This is a genomic window from Candidatus Pantoea symbiotica (assembly GCF_056491525.1).
In genome coordinates, this window is the sequence record NZ_JBSZHR010000002.1 from 538,105 (window position 1) to 562,743 (window position 24,639).

Genomic DNA, 24,639 nt, shown 5'->3' on the forward strand with positions numbered 1-24,639 from the left:
GTTAGCACAGTTATTGCCGGTATTCCGCTAAATTTGCCCTTTCGGGCCATTCCCACCATTTTTATCAGCGCATTCTGTTTCAGGGCTTGACCCTCCCGCAGGGTAAAGGTTTACGCTGTGCCCTTATTCACGACAAGGATAAGAATATGCAACGTCGTCATTTTCTAAAGTTGACTGCCGCACTCAGCGCCGCCGGTGCGCTGCCGCTGTGGAGCCGCTCACTAATGGCCGCCACACGCCCATTATTGCCGATTCCCTCTATTTTGCAGCCTGATGCCCGCGGGCAATACAACTTAACCGCGATGATCGGCAGCAGCCAATGGAATGGCAAAGCGGTGCCAACCTGGGGATACAACGGTGGATTGCTCGGGCCTGCGCTGCGTCTGCAACGCGAAAAAACGGTTACGGTGAATATCCATAACCAGCTGCCAGAAGCCACCACCTTGCACTGGCATGGTCTGGAAATTCCCGGCGATGTCGATGGCGGCCCGCAGGGGATTATTGCGCCCGGTGCAACCCGTCAGGTGAGTTTCACGCCCGACCAACCCGCCGCAACCTGCTGGTTCCATCCGCATCAACACGGTAAAACCGGTTATCAGGTGGCGCAAGGTCTGGCCGGTTTGGTACTGCTGGAAGATGAAGCTTCCGGCAAGCTGCGTCTGCCGATGCAATGGGGCGAAGACGATGTGCCGCTGATTTTCCAGGATAAGCAGTTGAATAAAGCGGGAACGCAAATCGATTATCAGCTCGATATCATGCGTGCCGCCGTCGGCTGGTTCGGCGACCTGATGCTCACCAACGGCGTGCAATATCCGCAGCATGCGGTGCCGCGCGGCTGGCTGCGTCTGCGTTTACTCAACGGCTGTAACGCGCGTTCGCTGCATATCGCTACCAGCGATCAACGTCCGCTGTATGTGATCGGCAGCGACGGCGGTTTGCTGGCCGAACCGGTGAAAGTGGAGAGCTTGCCGCTGCTACCGGGCGAGCGTTTTGAAGTGCTGGTGGATACTTCAGATGGCAAAGCCTTTGACGTGGTGACGCTGCCGGTCACGCAGATGGGCATGACGCTGGCGCCGTTCGATCAACCGCTGCCGCTGGTCAATATTCTGCCGCTGCGCGTGCTGGCTAGCGGCACATTGCCGGACAAACTGGTGGATCTGCCGCCGATTCCTGCCACCGAAGGTCTGCAAAGCCGCTGGCTGCAGCTGATGATGGATCCGCAGCTTGATCAGCAAGGCATGCAGGCGTTGATGGATCGCTACGGCGATAAAGCCATGGGCGGCATGAAAATGGATCATGGCAACATGGATATGACTAACAGCGCCAAGCCGATGGATCATGGCGATATGGCGATGGATCACGGCAACCACGGCAAAACCGCTGGCTATGATTTCCACAACGGCAACAAGATCAACGGCCAGGCGTTCAACATGACCAAGCCAATGTTCAATGTTGAGTTGGGCAAGCTGGAAAAGTGGACGATTTCCGGCGAAGGCGATCAAATGCTGCATCCGTTCCACATTCACGGCACGCAGTTCCGCATCCTGTCAGAAAATGGCAAGCCGCCCGCGCCGCATCGCGCCGGCTGGAAGGACATGGTCAGCGTTAACGGCTGGCGCAGTGAAGTGTTGGTGCGCTTCAACTATGTCGCTAACGCCGACAATGCCTACATGGCGCATTGTCATCTGCTGGAACATGAAGATACCGGCATGATGCTCGGTTTTAGCGTCAGTTAAGCGAGGCTTCCAGCGCCAGGCGCATGTCTTCAATTAAGTCGTCAGGATGTTCGATTCCAATCGACAGGCGCACGGTCGCATCGGTGATGCCAATACGTTGCCGAACATCCTGCGGCACGCCCGAATGGGTGGTGCTGGCAGGATGGCTGGCGAGCGATTCGGTGCCGCCGAGGCTCACCGCCAGCTTGAACAGTTCCAGCGTGTTGAGAAAACGGAACGCCGCCGCTTGCCCGCCACGAATATCAAACGAGAAGGTTGAACCCGCGCCGCTGCACTGGCGCTGATACGTTTTGCCCGCCGGACTTTCAGCCGTCAGATATGGCAGCCAATGCAGTTTTTCCACCTGCGGATGATCGCGTAAAAACGCCGCCACTTTTTCGGCATTGCTGGTGGCTTTCTCCATGCGCAGCGATAGCGTTTCCAGCGAGCGACCAATCATCCAGCTGGAGTGCGGATCCAGCTGCGTGCCTATGGCGCTGCGCAGCGAACGTACTTTGCCGACCAGCGCTTTGCTCCCCAGCACTGCACCGGCAATCAGGTCCGAATGGCCGCCAACATATTTGGTCAGGGAATAGAGCGACAAATCCGCGCCGTGCTGCAAGGGACGTTGAAACAGCGGGCCGAGCAACGTGTTATCACAGGCTAGAATTGGCCGCGATCCTTGCTGCTGCGCGATCACATCCGCTACCTGCTGCATCAACTGAATATCCACCAAGCTGTTGGTTGGATTGGCAGGCGTCTCAATCAGAATCAGCGCCACGCGTCCGCGCTGCCACGCCAGTTTCGCCGCCTCATGCACCTTATCTTCGTCGGTGCCATCGCTGAAACCCACCGCTTTGATCTCCAAATCGTGCAGCGTTTTACTCAGCAACGTTTCGGTGCCGCCATACAGCGGCTGGGAATGCAGAATCACTTCACCTGGACGCGCAAACGTCAGCAGCGTGGTGGCAATTGCCGACATGCCGGAAGAGAACAGCGCCGCGCTTTCCGCGCCTTCGTACACCGCCAGCCGATCCTCCACGATTTCGCTGTTGGGATGGTTGAAGCGCGAATAGACCAGCCCGCCACTTTTGCCTTCTGGCGGTTGTTTACGCCCAGCGACGAAATCGAAAAAGTCCTGTCCCTCTTCGGCGCTGTTAAACACAAAGGTGGAGGTGAGAAATACCGGTGGTTTCACCGCGCCTTCCGATAACTGCGGATCGTAACCGTAATTCAGCATCTGCGTTTCCGGGTGCAACTCGCGCGTACCAATCTTGGTTTTTTTACTGGATGAAGCGGTCATAGGAACTCCAGAACTCGGCGGTGAAGGGGCGGACAGGTTCCTACAGTTAACGCCAGCGCGATAAATTTCGCCACGGAATCGTTTGCGTTCTGTGCGCGGCGTTAGACGCTGGCTCGACTATGATAGACTTCGTGGCTTTCCAAAAACCGTAACTGGACGCATGCAATGAAACATACCGTCGACGTGATGATCTCCGAGCAAGAGATCGCAACCCGAATTGCCGAACTGGGCAAGCAGATTAACGAGCACTACCGCGACAGCGGCAGCGAAATGGTGCTGGTGGGTTTGCTGCGCGGCTCCTTTATGTTTATGGCCGATCTGTGCCGCGCCATCGACGTGCCGCATGAAGTCGACTTTATGACTGCGTCAAGCTACGGCAGCGGCATGTCGAGCACCCGCGATGTGAAAATCCTCAAAGATCTCGATGAAGATATTCGTGGCAAGGACGTGCTGATCGTGGAAGACATCATCGATTCCGGCAACACGTTGAGCAAAGTGCGTGAGATCCTGCGCCTGCGCGAGCCAAAGTCATTGGCGATTTGTACTTTGCTGGATAAACCCGAGCGCCGCGAAGTGGACGTCACCGTCGAATACGTGGGCTTCACCATTCCCGATGAGTTCGTGGTGGGCTTTGGTATCGATTACGCCCAGCGCTATCGCCATCTGCCGTATATCGGCAAAGTTATCCCGACCGGTGAATAACCGCACAATCGTCCAAGGCTAATCTTCCCCGCCTGCGATACACTGCGCAGCCCGTGAGTCAACGACTTATGGGCTGGCTTCACTCTCTGCTAAACTCCATTGATTTCTTAATGTTAATGACCGCGACATCGTTCGTGCGCATTATCATTTTCATAGGCCTTTGATGTCTCTACAACAAGGTATGGATTCGCAATGACATATGCACTGGAAATTTCCGGGCTGACCAAAACCTATCCCGGCGGCGTACAGGCGCTGAAAGGACTCGATCTCAACGTGGAAGCGGGCGACTTTTACGCCTTGCTGGGGCCAAACGGCGCCGGAAAATCCACTACCATCGGTATTATCAGCTCGTTAGTGAATAAAACCGGCGGCAGCGTGCGCGTGTTTGGCTATGACCTGCAAAAAGACGTGGTCAACGCCAAGCGCCAGCTCGGGCTGGTGCCGCAGGAGTTCAACTTCAACCCGTTTGAGACCGTGATGCAGATTGTGGTTAATCAGGCTGGTTACTACGGCGTTGAACGCGCCGAAGCAAACAAGCGCGCGGAAAAATACCTCAATCAGCTCGATCTGTGGGGCAAACGCAACGAACGCGCGCGCATGCTCTCGGGCGGTATGAAGCGTCGCCTGATGATCGCGCGTGCGCTAATGCATGAGCCGAAGCTGCTGATCCTCGACGAACCGACCGCGGGCGTGGATATCGAACTGCGCCGTTCGATGTGGAGCTTCCTGAAAGAGCTGAATATCAAAGGCACCACCATCATCCTCACCACGCACTATCTGGAAGAGGCGGAAATGCTGTGCCGCAATATCGGTATTATTCAGAGCGGCGAGCTGGTGGAGAACACCTCGATGAAAGGGTTGCTCTCTAAGCTGCAATCCGAAACCTTTATTCTCGATCTGGCACCGCGCAGCCCGCTGCCGCAGTTGGAAGGCTTCCAGTATCGTCTGGTCGATACCTCTACGCTGGAAGTGGAAGTGATGCGCGAGCAAGGTCTCAACAGCGTGTTCAGCCAGCTGAGCGCGCAGGGCGTGCAGGTGCTGAGCATGCGCAATAAAGCTAACCGCCTTGAGGAGCTGTTCGTCAGCCTGACACAGGGAAAAACAGGAGTGAAAGCATGACGCACTTGTATTGGGTGGCGCTCAAGAGCATCTGGAGCAAAGAGATCAACCGCTTCGCCCGCATCTGGATTCAGACGCTGGTGCCGCCGGTGATCACCATGACGCTCTATTTCATCATCTTCGGCAACCTGATTGGTTCACGCATCGGCGATATGCACGGTTTCAGCTACATGCAGTTTATCGTGCCGGGCCTGATCATGATGGCGGTGATCACCAACGCTTACGCTAACGTGGCGTCATCGTTCTTCAGCGCCAAGTTCCAGCGCAACATTGAAGAGCTGCTGGTGGCGCCGGTGCCAACGCACATCATCATCGCCGGTTATGTCGGCGGTGGCGTGGCGCGCGGCGTGTGCGTGGGGATTTTGGTGACCGCGATTTCGCTGTTCTTCGTGCCGTTCCACGTGCATTCGTGGTCGATGGTGGCGGTGACGCTACTGCTGACGGCGATTCTGTTCTCGCTGGCAGGCCTGCTGAATGCGGTGTTCGCGCGCACCTTTGACGATATCAGCCTGATTCCGACTTTTGTGCTGACGCCGTTAACCTATCTCGGCGGCGTGTTCTACTCGCTGACGCTGCTGCCACCGTTCTGGCAAGCGGTGTCGAAGCTGAATCCGGTGGTGTATATGATCAGCGGCTTCCGTTACGGTTTCCTTGGTATTAGCGATGTGCCGTTGGTGTTTACCCTGTCGGTGTTGGTCGCCTTTATCGTGGTGTTTTATGTGCTGGTGTATTCGCTGATTCAGCGTGGGCGCGGGTTGCGTACGTAGGTTTTAGAGTGATATTCAAGAAGGTCGCCATGAATGGCGACCCTACAAATAACAAGGGCGGGATTTAATCCCGCCCTTGTTGTATCAGGCGACCTGAACCGGCAGCGCCTTGGCGAGGCGCTTCATTTCGTTATCGCCTTCAAAGTAGGCGACTTTCGGCTGCCAGCTACGCGCGACTTCATCTTCGACCTGCACGTAAGAGCAGATGATCATGATATCGCCAGCGCAGGCGCAACGCGCGGCGGCACCGTTGACTGAGATGATCTTCGAGCCACGTTCAGCGGCAATCGCGTAGGTGGAAAAACGCTGGCCGTTGGTGACGTTGTAGATGTCGATGGCTTCGTATTGCAGAATGCCGGAGGCGTCGAGGAAATCCTGGTCAATGGCGCAGGAACCTTCGTAATGCAAATCTGCCTGAGTGACTTTAACGCGATGCAGTTTGCCTTGAAGTACGGTGCGAATCATAACTGTCTAACCTTGTTAAGCTGCCAATAAACGACGGAAAACTACTCCGTCAGATCCACTTGCTGATTATCAATCAGACGCGCATTGCCCAGCCATGCGGCCATCAGAATCACCGCGCGCTGGCTGTCCACGTTCAGCGCTTGTAAGGTTTCGGCATCGCAAATCGCCAGTCCGTCCGGACGAAAACCCTTCTCACGCAACGCCACTTCCGCGTGCTCGATAATCTCTTCGACATGCCGCTCGCCGTTGTTCAGACGTTCGGCCATGCTGTTCATCACCTGGCTGAGACCAGCGGCGATGTTACGCTCGTCGGCGGTGAGATAGCCATTGCGCGAACTCAGCGCCAGGCCATCTTTCGCGCGCACCGTTGGCACGCCCACAATCTCAATATCGAAGCCCATATCCGCCACCATCTTGCGGATGATCGCCAGCTGCTGGAAATCCTTCTCGCCAAAGCAGGCGATGTCGGGCTGCACCAGATTAAACAGTTTGCTGACGATGGTGGAGACGCCACGAAAATGTCCCGGACGGCTGGCACCTTCCAGCAGCGATGATAAACCCGGCACTTCCACGAAGGTTTGGCTATCAAGGCCTTTTGGATAGACATCAGCCGGCGCGGGTGCGAACACCAGATCTACGCTATGACGATTCAGCTTCTCGCAATCGTCCTGCAGCGTGCGCGGATAGCGCGCCAGATCGTCGGGACGATCAAACTGCATCGGGTTAACGAAAATCGAGACCACCACAACGTCGGCGCGCTCGCGCGCTTCATCGACCAACGTCAGATGACCGTCGTGCAGGTTGCCCATGGTGGGCACCAGCGCGATACGTTTGCCTGCCTGACGCCAGCGACGAATTTCTCGACGCAGCATCGGCAGTGTTTCAATGATCAGCACTGCAAATCTCCTGATTTACTGGAAACTGTGTTCAGCGGCTGGATAGAGGCCCGCTTCAACGTCGGCGATATATTGGCGAATCGCCGCGCGAATGTCGCCGGTTTCAGCGAGGAAATTTTTGGCAAATTTGGGAATATGGCCGCCGGTAATGCCAAAGGCGTCGTGCATCACCAGAATCTGTCCGTCAGTGACGTTGCCCGCGCCGATGCCGATCACCGGCACCGACAACGCTTTGGTGACGCGTTCCGCCAGCGCCACCGGCACGCACTCCAGCACCAGCAGCTGCATACCAGCGGCTTCCAGCGCCAGCGCATCGGCCAGTAGACGCTCAGCGGCGGCTTCATCGCGGCCCTGCACTTTATAGCCACCGAAGATATTCACCGACTGCGGCGTCAGACCCAGATGGCCGCATACCGGCACGGCGCGTTCGGTCAGCATACGCACGGTTTCCGCCAGCCACTCGCCGCCTTCCAGCTTCACCATATTGGCACCCGCGCGCATCAGCTGTGCGGCGTTAGTGAACGTCTGTTCCGGCGTGGCATAACTCATAAACGGCAGATCGGCCATCAGCAGCGCCAGCGGCGCGCCACGACGCACGGCGGCGGTGTGATAGGCGATATCGTCCACGGTGACCGGCAAGGTCGATTCGTGTCCCTGCACGGTCATGCCGAGCGAATCACCAATCAGCATCACCTGAATGCCTTCATCGGCAAACAGGCGGGCAAAACTGAAGTCGTACGCCGTCAACGTGGCAAATTTGCGACCGCTGGTTTTGAGTTGGCGTAAATGGGAGAGGGTTGTTGGTTTCATCACACGCTCCAGAGTTTTCTGATGCGCGCAGTGTACTACGGCTTACTCAGACCACAAACGGATAGCGCTGCGATCCAGAGTGGCGAGAATGGCAGACAAGGCTTGCCCGTTCGGCAGCGATAATTGCGGGGCAATTTCCAGCAGCGGCACCAGCATAAAAGCGCGATTGTGCATGTCGTAATGCGGTACGGTCAGACGCGGCGTGGAAATGGTTTCGTTGCCAAACAGCATGATATCGAGATCCAGCGTACGCGGTCCCCAGCGTTCGGCTTTGCGCACACGACCGTGCTCCAGCTCAATGCGCTGGGTATGATCGAGCAGCGCGTCGGCCTCCAGCGCGGTGTCCAGCGCCACAACCGCATTAAGATAATCGGGCTGATCCGGCGGACCGTACGGCGGTGTGCGATACAGCGATGAAGTGGCGATGCGCGTAGTATGCGGAATGGCGTCTAGCGCGGCCAACGCTGCATCAACCTGATGCAGCGGATCGGCCAGATTACTGCCTAAAGCGAGGTAAACGCGGGTCATTGCGGGCTGTTAGTGCGAGGCCCGGTTGGACGGCGACGCGGACGGCGCGGTTTGCGGCGCGGCGCCGGATCATCGCCAAGCGTGGTCATCATGGTTTTCTGCTGCACCGGTGCCGCCGCCTGGAACTCGCCCCACCAATGCGTCAGCTTTTGCAGCTCAGGATTGTTTTCCACGTCGGCACGCAGTGCCATCAAATCGTAAGCGGCACGGAACTTAGGATGCTCCATCAGCTTCCACGCACGCTTGCCGTGACGGCGCGACATGCGTAGCTGCAGCTGCCAGATATCACGAATCAGCGTAGTAATACGCTTTGGAATCGCCAGCGCGCGGCAGGCTTCGTCCAGGGTTTCGTTCATCGACAAGGCGAAAGCATCGTAATAGGTCAGTCCGCTTTCCTGCGCAATGCGTTCGGCGGATTCCAGCTGCGGATACCAGAACATCGCGGCAAACAGGAAGGCCGGATTGACGCGCATATCATTTTGAATGCGGGTGTCGGTATTTTTCAGTACCTGCGCCACCATACGTTCCATCAGGCTGTCGCTTTCGGAGGTGAAACCGCGCGTCAGCGTAGGGAACAGCGGCTGGAACAGCTGATATTCACGCATCATCTGATAGGTGCGGTAGCCGTAACCGGCCTGCAGCAGCTTGAGCGACTCTTCAAACATACGCGCTGGCGGAATGTCATTCAGCAGCGTCGCCAGACGCGGGATCGGCTCGGCAGTTTCTGCCGCGATACGCATCTGCAGCTTGGCGGCAAAGCGCACCACGCGCAGCATACGCACCGGATCTTCGCGATAGCGGGTTTCCGGGTCGCCAATCATGCGAATGATGCCTTCGTGCAGATCGTGCAAGCCACCGACGTAATCACGTACGGTGAAATCGGCCACGCTGTAATAGAGGCTGTTGATGGTGAGATCGCGTCGCTGGGCATCGTCTTCAATGCTGCCGAAAATGTTGTCACGCAGCAGCATGCCGTTTTGGCCGCGCTGCGAGCTGTTGCGATCTTCTTCGCTCTCTTCATGATGATGACCACGGAAGGTGGCGACTTCGATCACTTCAGGACCGAACATCACATGCGCCAGACGAAAACGACGACCCACCAAACGGCAGTTGCGGAACAGCTTACGCATCTGTTCAGGCGTGGCGTTGGTGGTGATATCAAAGTCTTTCGGCTTACTGCCGAGTAACAAATCGCGCACGCCGCCGCCCACCAGGTAGGCTTCGAATCCGGCTTTGTTCAGGCGATAGAGCACTTTGAGGGCGTTTTCGCTGATATCTTTGCGTGAGATGTTGTGGCTTTCTCGTGGAATGACAGTCATCTGACCAGGACTTTCAGCTTCCACCTCTTCAGGCGCCTCCTCATCACGCTTGAGGACTCTCCGGCAAAAATTAGCGACTCGGGTAAAAATGGGACACCTCGACAGTGAGAAAAAGGGTGTTAATAAAATCAGCGGCTAATCATAGCCTGTTGAGAACCATTTAGGAATGGTGATGTCGTTTCATCCTCTTTAAGACCGTTCTGCAACGGAATCAGACGGATATTCCACTGCGCGACCGCCTGTTTCAACAGGCTTTCCAGCGATTCATCCTGCCAGCCTGACGAAACCGGCTGACCAAGAAAGCGCAAAGCTTGCACCAACAACGGGCGCGCATCACCATCGGGCAGCGCGGGCGCATGATTCTGCTTGGAAAGCTTGTTGCCATCGCGATTAACCGCCAGCGGCAAATGCAGGTAATCCGGCACTGGCCAGGCAAACTGCTGATACAAGGCAATCTGGCGCACCGTTGGCTCAATCAAATCCGCGCCGCGCACAATTTCCGTCACGCCCTGAAAATGGTCATCAACCACTACCGCGAGGTTGTAGGCAAAAAGCCCATCACGGCGATGGATAATAAAATCTTCTTGCGCAAGCTGCGGTTCCGCCTGCAAATGGCCGCGCAGGCGATCGTTAAAGCCGCTAACCGGCGCATGTTGACGCAGGCGCAGCGCGGCATTATCCGGCGGCAGCTGCAAATCGCGGCAGTGACCATCATAAAAGCCGCCCAGCTGCTGGATGCGGCTGCGTGTGCAGGTGCAGAAGTAACTTTGACGATGCGTTTGCAGCCAGCTCAGCGCGGCGCGATAGGCGTCGTGGCGCTGTGACTGCCACAAAACCTCGCCATCCCAATGCAGACCATAATGTTCCAGCTGCTGCAAAATACGCGTTGCAGCACCGGGAACTTCACGTGGGGGATCAATATCTTCAATGCGCACCAGCCAGCGTCCCTGTTGCGCGCGCGCGCTCAGGTAACTGCCTAATGCAGCAATCAGCGAACCAAAATGGAGGTCACCAGAAGGAGAGGGAGCGAAACGCCCAATGCAGAGTGAAGGATTCATAACGAAGTGTACCGCACGTCGGGAAAACAGGGATTTTCCCGGCTGTGCGGTAGCAATTTGCTCACGGCCATTAGCCAGCCATCTGCTTCTCGCGGATTTCTGCCAGCGTTTTGCAGTCAATGCAGAGATCGGCAGTCGGACGCGCCTCAAGGCGGCGAATACCAATTTCTACACCGCAGGAGTCGCAGTAACCGAAATCGTCGTCATCCACTTTCTTGAGCGTTTTCTCAATCTTTTTAATGAGTTTGCGCTCACGATCGCGGTTACGCAATTCCAGGCTGAACTCTTCTTCCTGCGCAGCACGGTCGACCGGATCCGGGAAGTTAGCAGCTTCGTCCTGCATATGTGACACAGTGCGATCTACTTCATCCCGAAGTTGGTTGCGCCAGGCTTCCAGAATTTTACGGAAATGGCCTAGCTGGGCGTCGTTCATATACTCTTCGCCCGGTTTCACCTGATAAGGCTCAACTCCAGCGATGGCGAGGATACTCAGGGACGATGTTTTACGGTTTTGCCCTTCTTGCATGTTGTTTCTCCTGGATAACACGCACTTCCCTAAATACGTCAAGTTGCATGTGCGTTAACTGTGTGCCTACAACCCGAACGATTTAGGGCTTATCGATTCCCATAAAGGGAAAAAAACAGGCCGCTATAAATAGCAGAAGCAATCAAGGTTGGCAATTATTCCTGACCACTACTTGACAAGCCTCTGAACAATCGCGTATTCAGCGCCTCGCCCAGAACATTCCTATCACACCAAATTGCTATAAATATTACAACGCTACGTTAATCGGATGCGTCAGTAATATCTTTAACGGTGAGATTTGAGCTTGATACGCTAAAATTTCCACACCACAACGCTGCGCCTGTTCCAGTAGTTCTGCGTAGTGCACGTCGATATGGCGTGCCGGGGAAACGTCCTCAATCCCCGTATGCAAAACTGCGAACAACAAAACGGCTCGATGACCTTCTGCCACGATAGTGCTCAATTCGCGCAGATGTTTCTGTCCACGAGCCGTCACCGCATCCGGAAAATAGCCTTTACCTGCCTGTAACAGGGTGACGGACTTGACTTCAATATAGCAGTTCGATCGGCCATCCGCTTGCAGCAGGAAATCAATTCGGCTTTTTTCCGTGCCGTATTTCACTTCAGGCTGGCAGCGGCTGTAAGCGGATAATTCCGGAATGTTATCGAGCGTCAGCGCCTCGCGCACTAGCTGATTGGCGCGCAGCGTATTGACGCAGATCCAGTGGCCTTGTTGGGTCTCGGTGAGTTCCCAGCTGTGCGGATATTTTCGCGTGGCACTGTTGGATGTCGAATACCACACGGTATCGCCCGGCGTGGCGCAGCCGGTCATCGCGCCGGTATTGGCGCAGTGAATGGTCAGCGTTTCACCTTCTGGCGTAACCACATCGGCTAAAAAGCGTTTGTAACGGGCGATCAAGCGGGCGGGTTTGAGTGGCGGATCGAACTCCATTTACTCTCCTGTGGATGATAGTAGCGGCCAGCGGGCCAGCGCCTGATAACGCGTGCGGCCGCGCGTGACGTTCGAAGCGAACAGCGCAAAATGGCGGATATCGGCGCGCCAGTGAAAGCCGCGCGGCGGTAGCGCAATCTGTGGCACCACGTGGCGCAACAGCGTGATGTGCGGATGAAACGGTTGCGGGCTCTGCGCGCAACCATGACGCGCCGCTTGCGCACGCAGCAGGCTGGCGAGCTGCAGTAATCCGCGCGGCGCGCGCTGGCAGCCGAGCCACACCACGCCGGGACGCGGCCAGTGGCCGGCGTCATCCAAATCGAGGGAAAAACCCGGCTGTTCGATGCGTGAGGCCAGCAGCTGCAGCTTACGTGAGGTCTCATCGCTGACCTCGCCAAGAAACGCCAGCGTCAGGTGCAGGTTGGCCGCCGCCACCGGTTTCCCGGCTTCGGCAGCAAAATTATCCGCGCGCCACTGTACCAGCTGTTGCTGGAGCGGAGCGGGCAGTTCAAGAGCAAAAAACAGACGTTGCGTTGCCAGGTTGGCCTCCGGTAATCCGCGCCTCAGAGTGCTACAATGCGCGCCATCTTAGCACAGGCATTTTGGGAGTTGAGTTTGAGTGAGTTACCGGTAAGCGAGGTGCTGCCTGCGTTGCTGGCCGCGCTGGCGCAGTCGCCGCAGGTGTTGCTGGCGGCGCCGACCGGCGCAGGTAAATCGACCTGGCTGCCGTTACAGCTGCTAAAACACGCCCAATTGCCCGGCCGCATTATCATGCTGGAGCCGCGTCGGCTGGCGGCGCGCAACGTGGCGCAGCGCCTGGCGGAACTGCTTGGCGAGCAGCCGGGCGGCACCGTTGGCTATCGCATGCGCGGTGAAAACTGCTGCGGTGCCAACACGCGCCTCGAAGTGGTCACCGAAGGCATTTTGACGCGCATGCTACAGCGCGATCCGATGCTGGAAGGTGTTTCGCTGGTGATCCTCGATGAATTCCACGAACGTAGCCTGCAGGCCGATCTGGCGCTGGCGCTGCTGCTCGATGTGCAGCAAGGATTGCGCGACGATCTGAAAATCCTGCTGATGTCGGCCACGCTCGACAATCAGCGTTTGCGTCAGCTGCTGCCGGATGCGCCTTTTGTCGTCTCGCAAGGCCGCAGCTTCCCGGTCACGCGCCGCTATGCTTCGCTCAACAGCCAGCAACGTTTTGAGGAAGCGGTGGCACGCGAAGTGGCACAACTGCTGCGCGACGAGTCAGGATCGCTGCTGCTGTTCCTGCCGGGCGTAGCAGAAATTGAAAGAGTGAAGCGCGAGCTGGAAGCGCGGGTCGGTGACGAGGTGGATCTCTCTCCTTTATATGGTGCGCTGTCGCTGGAGGCGCAACGCCGCGCCATCCTGCCGTCTCCAGCGGGTCGACGCAAAGTGGTGCTGGCGACCAACATTGCCGAAACCAGCTTGACCATCGAAGGTATCCGTTTAGTGGTCGATAGCGCGCTGGAACGCTCGGCGCAGTTTGACGTGCGCAGCGGCGTGACGCGGCTGCAAACGCAGCGTATCAGCCAGGCATCGATGACGCAGCGTGCCGGTCGCGCCGGGCGATTAGAACCGGGCATCTGCCTGCATTTGCTGCCGCAAGAGCAGGCGCTGCGCGCGGCAGCGCAGAGCGAACCGGAAATTCTCCAGAGCGATCTGACCTCGCTGCAGATCGATATGCTGCAATGGGGTTGTCAGGATGCGACGCAGCTTACCTGGCTTGACGCGCCGCCGCCGCGCAACTTGCGAGCGGCGTGCGAGCGGTTAACTCAGCTAGGCGCGCTGGAGAATCACCAGCTCAACGCGCGCGGTCGAAAAATGGCCGCGCTGGGCAGCGATCCGCGCCTGAGCGCGATTCTGGTGGCCGCCGGGCAAAACAACGATGCCATCGCCAGCGCCGCGCTGCTGGTAGCGATTCTGGAAGATCCTCCACGCAGCGGCAGCGTCGATCTGCGTGATGCGCTCAATCATCCGCAGTCGCACTGGCAGCGCCGTGCGTGTCAGTGGCAGAAACGCCTCAACGCCAGCGGCGGCACCATTAATCCAGATCTGTTCCCGCAGCTATTAGCCGCCGGTTTTGCCGATCGTCTGGCGCAGCGTCGTGGCGATAGCGCGCGTTATCAGCTGGCGAACGGCATTGGCGCGATGCTCAACGAGCAGGATGGTTTAAGCCGCTATGAATGGCTGATTGCGCCGACGCTGCTGCAGGGCGCCAGCGCTGCCGATGCGCGCATGTTGCTGGCGCTGCCGGTGGATATCGACGCGCTACGCCGCGCGTGTCCAACCTTAGTTGAGCAGCGCACCGACGTGGAGTGGGACGAGGAGAAAGGCACCTTGCGCGCGTGGAAACGCGAACTCATCGGCGCGCTGGTCCTGAAAGCACAGCCGCAGGCGCGTCCGGAAGCCGAAATATTGCATCCGGCGATGCTGCGCTGGATCCGCGAAAAAGGATTGTCGGTGCTGGGCTGGAAAGAAGACGCTGAGCAGCTACTCTTGCGGGTGCACTGTGCCACGCAGTGGTTGCCGGAAGAGGCGTGGCCGCCGCTTGACGATGAGAGCCTGCTCGAAACGCTCGAAAGCTGGCTGCTGCCGGAGATGAGCACGGTGCGCGATCTGAAAGGATTGCAGAGCATCAATCTTGTCAGCGCATTATTACATTTGCTGACATGGTCACAACGTCAGCGGCTGGATACTGTGCTGCCAACTCATTACACTGTGCCGACCGGAAGCCGCCTGCCGATCCGCTACGATGCAGAGAAGCCACCCGCGCTGGCGGTGCGGATTCAGGAGATGTTTGGCGAAGCACAGAATCCGGCGGTGGCCGATGGCCGCGTACCGCTGGTGTTAGAGCTGCTTTCGCCCGCGCACCGTCCGTTGCAGATCACCCGCGACCTCGCGGCGTTCTGGCGCGGTGCCTATCCCGAAGTGCAGAAAGAGATGAAAGGGCGCTATCCAAAGCATCCGTGGCCGGACGATCCGGCCAACGCCTTACCCACAAGGCGGACCAAGAAATTTTCATCGTGAAACGCTGTGGATCGAATTCAGAGGGTTCTGCCATGCGCAGCACGAGAAAGCAGTTGTAGACTAAATAATTCGATTTGCAGGAAGGCAGCAAACGAGAGAATCCCGATGAGCTTACTTCAGTAAGTGATTCGGGTGAGCGAGAGCAGCCAACGCACCTGCAAATCGAATTATGACGTATATAGAGTAACGGCCGCCGCCGTAGCAATGCCTGGAGAATAAAAGCATGTCTGGGAACGATCGCGAACCTATTGGGCGCAAAGGAAAAGCGCCAAAGCCGCCGCGCAGCACTGCGCGTCGGGGTCGCCGCAGGGAACTTGATGATGATATCGATCAGGACGATTTTGATGAAGAAGATGAGGAGAGTGGACCGGTGCCACCAAAAAGTAAAAAACGTCCGCCACGCGGTAAACGTCGCTGGTTAGGCTGGTTGATTAAACTCTTCCTGGTCTTTGTGGTTGTGATGGCTGCCTGGGGCGTCTATCTCGACTCGGAAATCCGTAGCCGCATCGACGGTAAAGTGTGGCAACTGCCGGCCGCCGTTTATGGCCGCATGGTAAGCCTTGAACCGGGCATGCCGTACGACAAAAAAGAGATGATTGCGCTGCTGGAAGGCACGCAGTATCGCGAAGTGTCGCGCATCACCCGTCCGGGCGAGTTTAGCGTCAAAGGCAACACCATTGACCTGCTGCGTCGTCCGTTTGATTTCCCGGACAGCAAAGAAGGGCAGATCAACGCGCGCCTGACGTTTAGCAACGATGAGCTGAGCGAGATTAAAAACCTCGATACCGGCCGCGACTTTGGCTTCTTCCGCCTCGATCCGCGCCTGATCACCATGTTGCAGTCGCCGAACGGTGAACAGCGTCTGTTCGTGCCACGCGCCGGTTTCCCGGATCTGCTGGTCAGCACCTTGATCGCCACTGAAGACCGCCATTTCTACGAGCACGACGGCATTAGCCCGTACTCGATTGGTCGTGCGTTCCTCGCCAACATCACCGCCGGTAAAGCGGTGCAGGGCGGCAGTACGCTGACGCAGCAGCTGGTGAAAAACCTGTTCCTCACCAACGAGCGTTCGCTGTGGCGTAAAGCGCGTGAAGCCTATATGGCGGTGATCATGGATGCGCGTTACAGCAAAGACCGCATCCTCGAGCTGTATCTCAACGAGGTGTATCTCGGCCAGACCGGTAACGATCAGATTCGCGGCTTCCCGCTGGCGAGCTTGTACTACTTCGGTCGTCCGGTGGATGAGCTGAGCCTTGATCAGCAGGCGATGCTGGTCGGCATGGTGAAAGGGGCGTCGCTGTACAATCCGTGGCGTAACCCGAAACTGGCGCTGGAGCGACGTAATCTGGTGCTGCGTTTGTTGCAGCAGCAGAACGTCATCGACCAGGAACTGTATGACATGCTGTCGGCGCGTCCGCTGGGCGTGCAGCCAAAAGGCGGCGTGATCACGCCACAGCCGGCGTTTATGCAGATGGTGCGTAACGAGCTGCAGGCTAAGCTCGGCGACAAAATGAAAGATCTCTCCGGCGTGAAGATTTTCACCACGCTGGATGCGATCTCGCAGGATGCCGCCGAGAAAGCGGTGGTTGAAGGCATTCCGACGCTGAAAAAACAGCGTGGCCTGAAAGATCTGGAAACCGCGATGGTGGTGGTTGACCGCTTCAGCGGTGAAGTGCGCGCCATGGTTGGCGGTGCCGATCCGCAGTTTGCCGGTTACAACCGCGCATTGCAGGCGCGTCGTTCGATTGGCTCGCTGGCAAAACCGGCGACCTATCTCACCGCGCTGAGCCAGCCGAACAGCTATCGCCTCAACAGCTGGATCGCCGATGAGCCGATTGCGCTGAAACAGCCGAACGGCACCATCTGGAAACCGATGAATGACGATCGTCGTTTCAGCGGCAAAGTGATGCTGGTGGATGCGCTGACCAACTCAATGAACGTGCCAACCGTCAACCTCGGTATGACGCTGGGACTGGATGCGGTGGTCGATACCTGGAACAAACTCGGCGTGCCGAAAGATCAGCTGCATCCGGTGCCATCTATGCTGCTGGGTGCACTGAACCTGACGCCGATTGAAGTGGCGCAGGCGTTCCAGTCGATTGCCAGCGGCGGTAACCGCGCTGAGCTGTCGGCGGTGCGTTCGGTGATTGCGGAAGATGGCACGGTGCTGTATCAGAGCTATCCGCAGGCGCAGCGCGTTGAACCAGCGCAGGCCGCGTATCTCACGCTCTACACCATGCAGCAGGTCGCCGATCACGGTACCGCTCGTGCGCTGGGTGCGCGTTATCCTAAAGCGCATCTGGCGGGCAAAACCGGTACCACCAATGACCTGATCGATAGCTGGTTCGCCGGTGTCGATGGCAAAGAAGTGGCGATTACCTGGGTTGGTCGTGATAACAACCAAACCTCGAAACTGTACGGTGCCAGCGGTGCGATGCAGCTTTATCGTCGCTATCTCGACAACCAGGCGCCGATGCCGTTGGTGTTGACGCCGCCGGAAGATATCACGCAGATGAACATCGATTCCGCCGGTAACTTCGTTTGCGGTAGCGGTAGCAGCACATGGCGTTCGCTGCCGGTGTGGTCGCTGGATCCGAATGCGCTGTGTCAGCAGCAGCAACAGCAGGTTCAGCAACAACAGCAGCAGTTGCAGCAGCAACAAGAGCAGCAACAACAGCAACAACAACAGCAGCAGCCACAGAATGAGCAGAAAGATTCTGACGGCGTCGCGGGTTGGATAAAGGATATGTTCGGCAGCAAGTAAGTTGCCGAAAAAATACAAGGGCGCTGCGGCGCCCTTTTTCATTGGGATAGGTGGTTAGCCGGGCTGGTTCTTACCGCTATTTTTGCGAATATCAATAACCATACCAGTACTCTGCGTTACGAGAACTTCCAGGCTTTTTACTGCAACGTCTCGTGCATGTAGCAGTGAGTCTGCCGGTTCCTCGCCAAAATTAACGGTTCTCATCGGCGTTGCGGTTCGCTCAGGATTAATGCAGTTCACTTTGACTTTATCCTCAATCCACTCTTCTGCCAGCGCCTGAGTCAAATTGACTACCGCAGCTTTTGCAGAGGAGTAAAGGGCATAAAAGGCCCGTCCGCGCGTATAGGAACTGGATGTAAAATTCAATAACATGCCGGAATTACAGGTTAAGCGCTCTTTTGCCGCAATCGCCACGTTTACTGCCCCGAGATAATTAATGTTAATCAGCGCCATAACTTCTTGCTTAGTTAGCGTGGAAAGCGGTTTCTTAATTAATATACCCGCAGTGTTGACGATATAATCAATATTGCCATGCTCGGCAATGATGTTATTTAAATAGTTTTTAATGCTGTCGAGCTGAGTGATATCGATATCATTATGTGAACGGCTGGCAATATGCACTTTTGCCCCGCACAGCGTGGCAACTTTCATCATCTCCAAACCAATTCCACTACCGCCACCAAAAATAACCAAATGCTTATCGCGCAGGAAATCGAGATTTGCGGCATTCAGCGAGTGTGAACTTCTTTCCTGCAGCAATTTCTCTGCGATATAGAGATCAAGTGGATGGGTGATTTTGATATTGTCCTCATCGCCCTCGACGGTAATTACACGCGTTTCAGGCAACATATTACGCAGCACGCCGCAGTCGCAGGTAAACGTAAACTTACCCATGGCCGCCGCTTTCTCATAAGCCTGACGAATTTTATCCAGACGGAATGCCTGAGGTGTCTGGCCACGGCGCATGCTGGCACGATGAGGAATATTGGCAATGCAGCCATCATCGTGCACTTCTACTAAGGTATCTGCTGAGGGGATCACCACATCTACGGCGTCAAAGGATTCCAGTGCATCTACGCATTTACGAATTATTGTGTCGCTAATTAATGGCCGCACGGCATCATGCAGTAAGATTTTGCATTGACCGTCATAGTTGATAAGGGCTTTCAGCGCGGAATATGTCGAGTCAAAGCGTTCCTTGCCGCCGTGCACCACTTTACTAACTTTATGCCACTGATTTTTAGCCACCAGCTCCCACATATAATCGATGTACTCATTTTGCGAGACAATAATAATCTCATCAATGTCGACCGAAGTTTCAAAACGCTCGATGGTGTATTCAATCACCGCACGTCCCGCCAACTTAGCAAATTGTTTCGGCTTATCACTGCCAAAGCGGGTTCCTGTACCGCCAGAAAGTATTATGGCTACATTTTTCATTTTTTATTCCGCCGCTTGCGGTCTTAGTGATGAACAAATAATTTCAGCGATCTTTTCGCCCGCCGTTTTCTTTTCTATCTGCAATTCCTCTTGCAGCACCTGTTCCCGGCACATTTTCATTGCATCGCGCCCCGCGACAATATTGTTAACAAAGTTGAAAATATCCTCCTCACACCAGGCCACGTCGTAGGCGTCATAAATGAAATCTGCAGTGCGATTCAAACCGTGGCATGTTTCGTGAGTGAGATAGAGGATGGGTTTTTTTGACGGCAGATATTCCAGCAGGAAGGAACCGGCGTCCGCGATGAGTGCATCGGAACGTGCAAAAGTAAGCGTGTAATCATGCCCGTGATCCCACTCGAGATTGGCGTGTTGCTGTGCTGCGCGCAGTAACTGCTGATAAAGGCTTTGCGCCGTTGGGCTGGCTTCGCCTATCCATTGGCTTAGCAGCGGATGAGGGCGAATAATCAGATGAATATCCTGACGCTCAATCAGCTTCAGGAACGCGCTGCCGTAAAGGTTGAAAGTGGTGTACATCTTCTGGTCGCCCGGCAACACGAAATGCGGTGTCCACAGGAAAGTGGTTACTGTGCGTGGCTGCGGCTTGTCTGAAAGAGGGAAACGACGCTGGTAGTGGTCAAATTTGGGATGGCCGGTAACGTGCACATGGCGATTTCCTGCCTGACATTGCAGTGCAAACTCAGCTTTATGTTTTTCTGAACGGGCGAATATCCACGTCGCCAGATTCTGACAGAGCAAATTATATTGATACACCATACTTTCAGCGCCAATTCCGGTGTCGAGCGCGTAAGGGATGTAGGCGATTTTCACGCCGCGTTCATGCAGGTAGTCGCTGCGAAAGGCTTCGGGTCGCGCTTCGTCGTAAGGGTTTTGCAGGAACACCACATCCGGCTGACGCTCCTCCAATTGATAATCTTCAAAACCTGTGTAATCGAGCCCTCTTTCGCGCAGAATCTCACGCTGAATATCGCCCTTAACATCGCTGGCTTTCCAGTTCAGGTAAGGCACAACTACGATGCGGCAATCGAAGGCGGGATTAGCCTGCATCGCCTCAATCACCGATTCAAAGTTTGTCCAACCCGGCGGCCACTGAAAGTAAAAATCGACCTTAATTGGACCGCTAATGGAGGGCATGAATTTGGCGGGCGAAACGATTTGACTCAACGGCTTTCTGAAGAGGGCGCGGTAATCTACCGTTCTATTTTCGATATCGCTTTTGTCGAGCCGTTGTGCACCGGCGTTGGGGAATATGCCCAGCCACAGATCCTGCTGCATCAGGCTATTCCAGTGCACATCAAGGGCATATTGTGCCTGCGCGCCACCTTGCAATTGTGCCTGCAGCGCTGCGCGAAAGTTATCAATCAGCGTGGCGTAATAGCGGTGATTGACAATATACGCGCAGGCGCACCACGCTAAATTAGCGCGCACGATATAGTCCACGCTTTTCAGCGGCGTCACGCGACGATAATTGGCCGCCAGAAAAGCCACTTGCCAGTTGATTTGCGGCAGGGCGGCAAAGTAGCGGTTGAGATTGTCATAATTCGCCTGGTTTTCATCAAAGCTGAAGTCATCTTCCAGAATCAGCACCCGCTCCCAGCCGTTATCGCGTGCCATCTCCAGCGCGGCAATATGCGATTGCGTGCAGCCGATGTAGCCCTTTTCATGCTTGATCGCATCCAGACGAACGATTTTTTCAGCGGTTAGACCCAACTTTTTAAGTTGTTTAGTGATGCGGGTTAATCGGTCTTTGCGTTTCTTCAAATTGATGAAAATAACGCGATCAACAATGTTCCAGTTTATAACTGCCATGACGGTTTCTGTAGGAAGGAGAATGCATGACAAAAGCAATTAGCGGGCCAGATTTTAAAATAATGATTTTATTCATTATTTTTGATTGTGAGCTCTATCGGGATGAAATGAATTTCCGCTTTGCGGCAGTGCAATTTCCCGATTGCTGGCCTCCATTTCCTTCATCGCTAATTTATTATTCGCGATCATGAATAGGCGCGATCTGGCTGCAAACACCGCGCTAATGGGCATTAGTCGTTGCGAATATGACGCTATTTCGCCTAAAATCCGTGCGTCATAATAATCATTCTCGTTTGTATTCGCCTGCATCGACTTTTTTCGAGAGACCTCACTTATGAATACGCGAAACACCAATCCTTGTTTTTTCCGCCCGCGTTCGCTGGCTTGGCTTATTTCACTGACTCTGGGTACGTTCAGCGTGCAGGCGTTGGCAGAAGATACCGTGGTTGTCAGCGCCGATGGCGGCAGCGGCGTGGCGCAAGAGAATGCATGGGGCCCGTCGCCAACCATCGCCGCCAAACGCAGCGCCACCGGCACCAAAACCGATACTCCGATTGAAAAGAACCCGCAGTCGATCTCTGTAGTCACGCAAGAAGAGATGGCGATGAAAAACGTCACCAGCGTGAAAGGGGCTTTCAACTATACGCCTGGCGTATTGACCGGCAACCGCGGTAGCTCCAATGTCATTGATGCGCTTTCTATTCGCGGCTTCAGCGAAACCAACACCAATCAATATCTTGATGGCCTGAAGCTGCAGGGTGATAACTACTCTGAGTTTGCTATCGATCCCTATTTCCTCGAGCGCGCTGAGCTGTTGCGCGGTCCGGTTTCGGTGCTGTACGGCAAGAGCAATCCGGGCGGCGTCGTTTCGCTGGTGAGTAAGCGTCCGACGCAAGAGACGCTACGTGAAGTGCAGTTCCAGATGGGCACCAATAATCAGTTCTCCACCGGTTTCGACTTCGGCGGCTCGCTGGATGATGACGGCGTTTACAGCTATCGCCTGACCGGCCTCGCGCGCAGCGCCGATGCGCAGCAGGAGATGAACAAAGAGAAGCGCTACACCATTGCGCCATCGTTCAGCTGGCGTCCGGATGAGAACACGCGTTTTGATCTGCTGACCTACTTCCAGAACGAACCGGAAACCGGTTATTACGGCTGGTTGCCGCGTCAGGGCACCGTTGTGGGCATTACGCGTCCTGACGGCAGCAGTTACAAGCTGCCGACCAACTTTGATGAAGGCGAAGACAGCAACAAGATTTCGCGCAACACCAAGATGGTGGGCTACAACTTCGAGCACAGCTTCAACGATACCTGGACGGTGCGACAGAATCTGCGCTATGCGGATTTGAGAACGGATTATCGCAGTATTTACGGTAATGGCTTTAACTCAGAAACGCAGCAAATCACGCGCGGTTCAGCGGTTTCTGATGAAAAGCTCAATCAGTTTGCCGTTGATAACCAGGCGCAGGCTAAATTTGCGACGGGGCAGGTTGATCACACGCTGTTGTTGGGTGTCGATTTCCAGCGCACCCGCAACGATATTGATGCGCAATTTGGTACCGCATCACCGCTGAATGCTGTTAATCCGCAATATGGCGATGACAGCGTAACGCCGTTCGCGACACCTTATCAGCACCTCAATAAGCAGCGGCAAACCGGTTTATACGCACAGGATCAGATGGAGTGGAATCGCTGGGTGTTGACCCTCGGCGGTCGCTACGATTATGCGATGAACTCGGTATACGATCGCGTGGCCGATAGCGTTGATCGCCAGAACGATCAGGCTTTCACCTGGCGTGGCGGTCTGAACTATGTGTTTGATAACGGTATCGCGCCTTACTTCAGCTATAGCGAGGCCTTTATCCCGAATGCGGGTGCGACTTTTGGCGGTGAAGCCTTTGATCCTTCGCGCGCCAAGCAGTATGAAGCCGGTGTGAAATACGTTCCTAAAGATCGTCCGGTGGTACTGACGGCTGCGGTATATCAGCTGACCAAAACCAAAAACCTGACGGCCGATCCGGATACGGTTAACCATCCATTTGCCAGCATTCAGAGCGGTGAAATCCGTTCACGTGGCGTTGAACTGGAAGCTAAAGCGGCGCTGAATGCCAACATCAACATGACCGCGTCTTATACCTACACTGATGCGGAATATACCGAAGACACCAATCTGAAAGGTAAAACGCCGAATCAGGTGCCGAAGCATATGGCATCGCTGTGGGGCGATTATACCTTCCATGAAACTGCGCTTTCAGGCGTGACGCTTGGTGCAGGTGTACGTTATGTCGGCGAAAGCAAAGGTATTTACAGCGCCAATGACCCGGCGAACGAGAACCAAAACTTCGACGTCGCCGGTTACACCACGGTTGATGCCGCGCTGAAATACGATCTCGCACGCTTTGGCATGCCGGGATCAAGCATCGGCGTTAACGTCAATAACCTGTTCGATCGTGAATACGTCGCTAGCTGCTACCGCGATTACGCCTGTTACTGGGGCGCTGAGCGCCAGATCGTCGGTACTGCGACCTTCCGTTTCTAATCGTGTTACGTAGGTCGCCATAAATGGCGACCCTACAGATTAACCAGGGATTATCATGCAGCATCCGCACCACGCAGAAACCACCTTCAGGCTGGATAACGTCAGTTTTCGTGTGCCGGGCCGCACGCTACTTCATCCGCTGTCGCTAACATTTGCACCGGGTAAAGTCACCGCGTTGATTGGTCATAACGGTTCCGGCAAATCCACGCTGTTGAAAATGCTTGGTCGTCACCATGCGGCGAGTGAAGGGCGCGTATTGCTGAATGAGGACGCGGTCGATAACTGGGGCAGCAAAGATTTTGCGCGCCAGGTAGCGTATCTGCCGCAGCAGCTGCCAGCGGCGGAAGGCATGACGGTGCGCGAGCTGGTGGCGATTGGCCGCTATCCGTGGCACGGCGCGCTGGGCCGTTATGGTCAGGAAGATCGCGATCGGGTGGATGAAGCGATTACGTTAGTGGGATTAAAACCTTTTGCTGGTCGTTTGGTCGATAGCCTTTCCGGCGGCGAGCGCCAGCGTGCCTGGCTGGCGATGCTGGTAGCGCAGAACAGTCGCTGCCTGCTGCTGGATGAACCGACGTCGGCGCTGGATATCGCCCATCAGGTTGATGTGCTGGCGCTGATTCAGCGTCTCAGCCGCGAACGTGGGCTGACGGTGATTGCGGTGCTGCACGATCTCAACATGGCGGCGCGCTATTGCGATCGTTTGGTGGCGCTGCGCGGTGGCGAAGTGATTGCCGAAGGCGGCCCTGAGGTGATCATGCAGGCCGATGTGCTGGGCAACATTTACGGTATTCCGATGGGCATTTTGCCGCATCCGCTGGGCGGCGCGCCCGTCAGTTTCGTTTATTAAGGCCT

21 protein-coding genes are annotated in these 24,639 nt (G+C 55.8%); 9 read left to right on the top strand and 12 right to left on the bottom strand.

Going from position 1 to position 24,639, the window contains the following annotated elements:
* Positions 1-146 precede the first annotated feature (146 nt).
* Positions 147-1,736, top strand: coding sequence for a multicopper oxidase CueO (gene cueO, locus ACXIZX_RS03055; protein ID WP_179451986.1), 1,590 nt, complete (start codon positions 147-149; stop codon positions 1,734-1,736).
* Here cueO and ACXIZX_RS03060 read toward each other — a convergent pair.
* Positions 1,729-3,018, bottom strand: a complete 1,290-nt coding sequence (locus ACXIZX_RS03060) for a cystathionine gamma-synthase family protein (RefSeq protein ID WP_179451987.1) — start codon at positions 3,016-3,018, stop codon at positions 1,729-1,731. The genes cueO and ACXIZX_RS03060 overlap by 8 nt on opposite strands.
* A gap of 165 nt (positions 3,019-3,183) precedes the next feature.
* Between ACXIZX_RS03060 and hpt the strand changes: the two genes are divergently transcribed.
* From hpt to ACXIZX_RS03075, 3 genes are all read left to right on the top strand, one after another.
* On the top strand, positions 3,184-3,720 hold the full coding sequence (hpt, locus tag ACXIZX_RS03065) for a hypoxanthine phosphoribosyltransferase (protein ID WP_008108528.1): 537 nt from the start codon (positions 3,184-3,186) through the stop codon (positions 3,718-3,720).
* A 192-nt stretch (positions 3,721-3,912) separates the two neighbouring features.
* Complete coding sequence (locus ACXIZX_RS03070) at positions 3,913-4,839, top strand: ABC transporter ATP-binding protein (protein WP_008108526.1); 927 nt, start codon at positions 3,913-3,915, stop codon at positions 4,837-4,839.
* Positions 4,836-5,606 carry an ABC transporter permease gene (locus tag ACXIZX_RS03075; protein ID WP_179451989.1) on the top strand — a complete coding sequence of 257 codons (771 nt, stop codon included), beginning with the start codon at positions 4,836-4,838 and terminating at the stop codon, positions 5,604-5,606. The genes ACXIZX_RS03070 and ACXIZX_RS03075 overlap by 4 nt, the downstream gene beginning before the upstream one ends.
* An 84-nt stretch (positions 5,607-5,690) precedes the next feature.
* Here the strand turns inward: ACXIZX_RS03075 and panD are convergent, their stop codons facing one another.
* The 9 genes from panD to thpR form a co-directional block, all read right to left on the bottom strand.
* Positions 5,691-6,071, bottom strand: coding sequence for an aspartate 1-decarboxylase (gene panD, locus ACXIZX_RS03080; protein WP_007888760.1), 381 nt, complete (start codon positions 6,069-6,071; stop codon positions 5,691-5,693).
* Positions 6,072-6,112: 41 nt separating this feature from the next.
* Positions 6,113-6,967, bottom strand: coding sequence for a pantoate--beta-alanine ligase (gene panC / locus ACXIZX_RS03085; protein ID WP_479403574.1), 855 nt, complete (start codon positions 6,965-6,967; stop codon positions 6,113-6,115).
* Positions 6,968-6,982: 15 nt separating this feature from the next.
* On the bottom strand, positions 6,983-7,777 hold the full coding sequence (gene panB / locus ACXIZX_RS03090; protein ID WP_061718097.1) for a 3-methyl-2-oxobutanoate hydroxymethyltransferase: 795 nt from the start codon (positions 7,775-7,777) through the stop codon (positions 6,983-6,985).
* Between the two features lie 42 nt (positions 7,778-7,819).
* Positions 7,820-8,305 (bottom strand): 2-amino-4-hydroxy-6-hydroxymethyldihydropteridine diphosphokinase, encoded by a 486-nt coding sequence (folK, locus tag ACXIZX_RS03095; protein WP_479403575.1) that lies wholly within the window; start codon positions 8,303-8,305, stop codon positions 7,820-7,822.
* Positions 8,302-9,714: a polynucleotide adenylyltransferase PcnB gene (gene pcnB, locus ACXIZX_RS03100; RefSeq protein WP_353620989.1), complete on the bottom strand. Its 1,413-nt coding sequence runs from the start codon at positions 9,712-9,714 to the stop codon at positions 8,302-8,304. Before pcnB ends, folK begins: the two co-directional genes overlap by 4 nt.
* 38 nt (positions 9,715-9,752) lie before the next feature.
* Complete coding sequence (gluQRS, locus tag ACXIZX_RS03105; RefSeq protein WP_479403576.1) at positions 9,753-10,682, bottom strand: tRNA glutamyl-Q(34) synthetase GluQRS; 930 nt, start codon at positions 10,680-10,682, stop codon at positions 9,753-9,755.
* A 70-nt stretch (positions 10,683-10,752) separates the two neighbouring features.
* Positions 10,753-11,208: an RNA polymerase-binding protein DksA gene (gene dksA / locus ACXIZX_RS03110; protein ID WP_007888770.1), complete on the bottom strand. Its 456-nt coding sequence runs from the start codon at positions 11,206-11,208 to the stop codon at positions 10,753-10,755.
* A gap of 247 nt (positions 11,209-11,455) precedes the next feature.
* Positions 11,456-12,160 (bottom strand): DNA/RNA nuclease SfsA, encoded by a 705-nt coding sequence (gene sfsA / locus ACXIZX_RS03115; RefSeq protein WP_179451993.1) that lies wholly within the window; start codon positions 12,158-12,160, stop codon positions 11,456-11,458.
* Entirely contained in the window at positions 12,161-12,700 is a 540-nt protein-coding gene (gene thpR, locus ACXIZX_RS03120) for an RNA 2',3'-cyclic phosphodiesterase (protein WP_179452020.1), read from the bottom strand.
* Between the two features lie 36 nt (positions 12,701-12,736).
* Between thpR and hrpB the strand changes: the two genes are divergently transcribed.
* On the top strand, positions 12,737-15,211 hold the full coding sequence (gene hrpB, locus ACXIZX_RS03125; protein WP_179451994.1) for an ATP-dependent helicase HrpB: 2,475 nt from the start codon (positions 12,737-12,739) through the stop codon (positions 15,209-15,211).
* A gap of 223 nt (positions 15,212-15,434) precedes the next feature.
* Entirely contained in the window at positions 15,435-17,975 is a 2,541-nt protein-coding gene (mrcB, locus tag ACXIZX_RS03130) for a bifunctional glycosyl transferase/transpeptidase (protein ID WP_061718092.1), read from the top strand.
* Positions 17,976-18,029: 54 nt separating this feature from the next.
* Here the strand turns inward: mrcB and ispD are convergent, their stop codons facing one another.
* Together ispD and ACXIZX_RS03140 are read right to left on the bottom strand one after the other, a co-directional pair.
* Positions 18,030-19,415, bottom strand: coding sequence for a 2-C-methyl-D-erythritol 4-phosphate cytidylyltransferase (gene ispD / locus ACXIZX_RS03135; protein WP_179451995.1), 1,386 nt, complete (start codon positions 19,413-19,415; stop codon positions 18,030-18,032).
* Positions 19,416-19,418: 3 nt separating this feature from the next.
* Complete coding sequence (locus ACXIZX_RS03140) at positions 19,419-21,245, bottom strand: glycosyltransferase family 25 protein (RefSeq protein ID WP_479403577.1); 1,827 nt, start codon at positions 21,243-21,245, stop codon at positions 19,419-19,421.
* A 26-nt stretch (positions 21,246-21,271) separates the two neighbouring features.
* On the opposite strand from ACXIZX_RS03140, the gene ACXIZX_RS03145 reads away from it, so the two are divergent.
* The 3 genes from ACXIZX_RS03145 to fhuC all read left to right on the top strand — a co-directional run bounded on the left by ACXIZX_RS03145 (position 21,272) and on the right by fhuC (position 24,634).
* A complete protein-coding gene (locus tag ACXIZX_RS03145; RefSeq protein WP_155726974.1) occupies positions 21,272-21,436 on the top strand; it encodes a hypothetical protein in 165 nt (54 codons plus the stop codon).
* A 143-nt stretch (positions 21,437-21,579) separates the two neighbouring features.
* On the top strand, positions 21,580-23,784 hold the full coding sequence (gene fhuA / locus ACXIZX_RS03150; protein ID WP_179451997.1) for a ferrichrome porin FhuA: 2,205 nt from the start codon (positions 21,580-21,582) through the stop codon (positions 23,782-23,784).
* Between the two features lie 55 nt (positions 23,785-23,839).
* Entirely contained in the window at positions 23,840-24,634 is a 795-nt protein-coding gene (gene fhuC / locus ACXIZX_RS03155; RefSeq protein ID WP_008108501.1) for a Fe3+-hydroxamate ABC transporter ATP-binding protein FhuC, read from the top strand.
* The last annotated feature ends 5 nt before the right edge of the window (positions 24,635-24,639 follow it).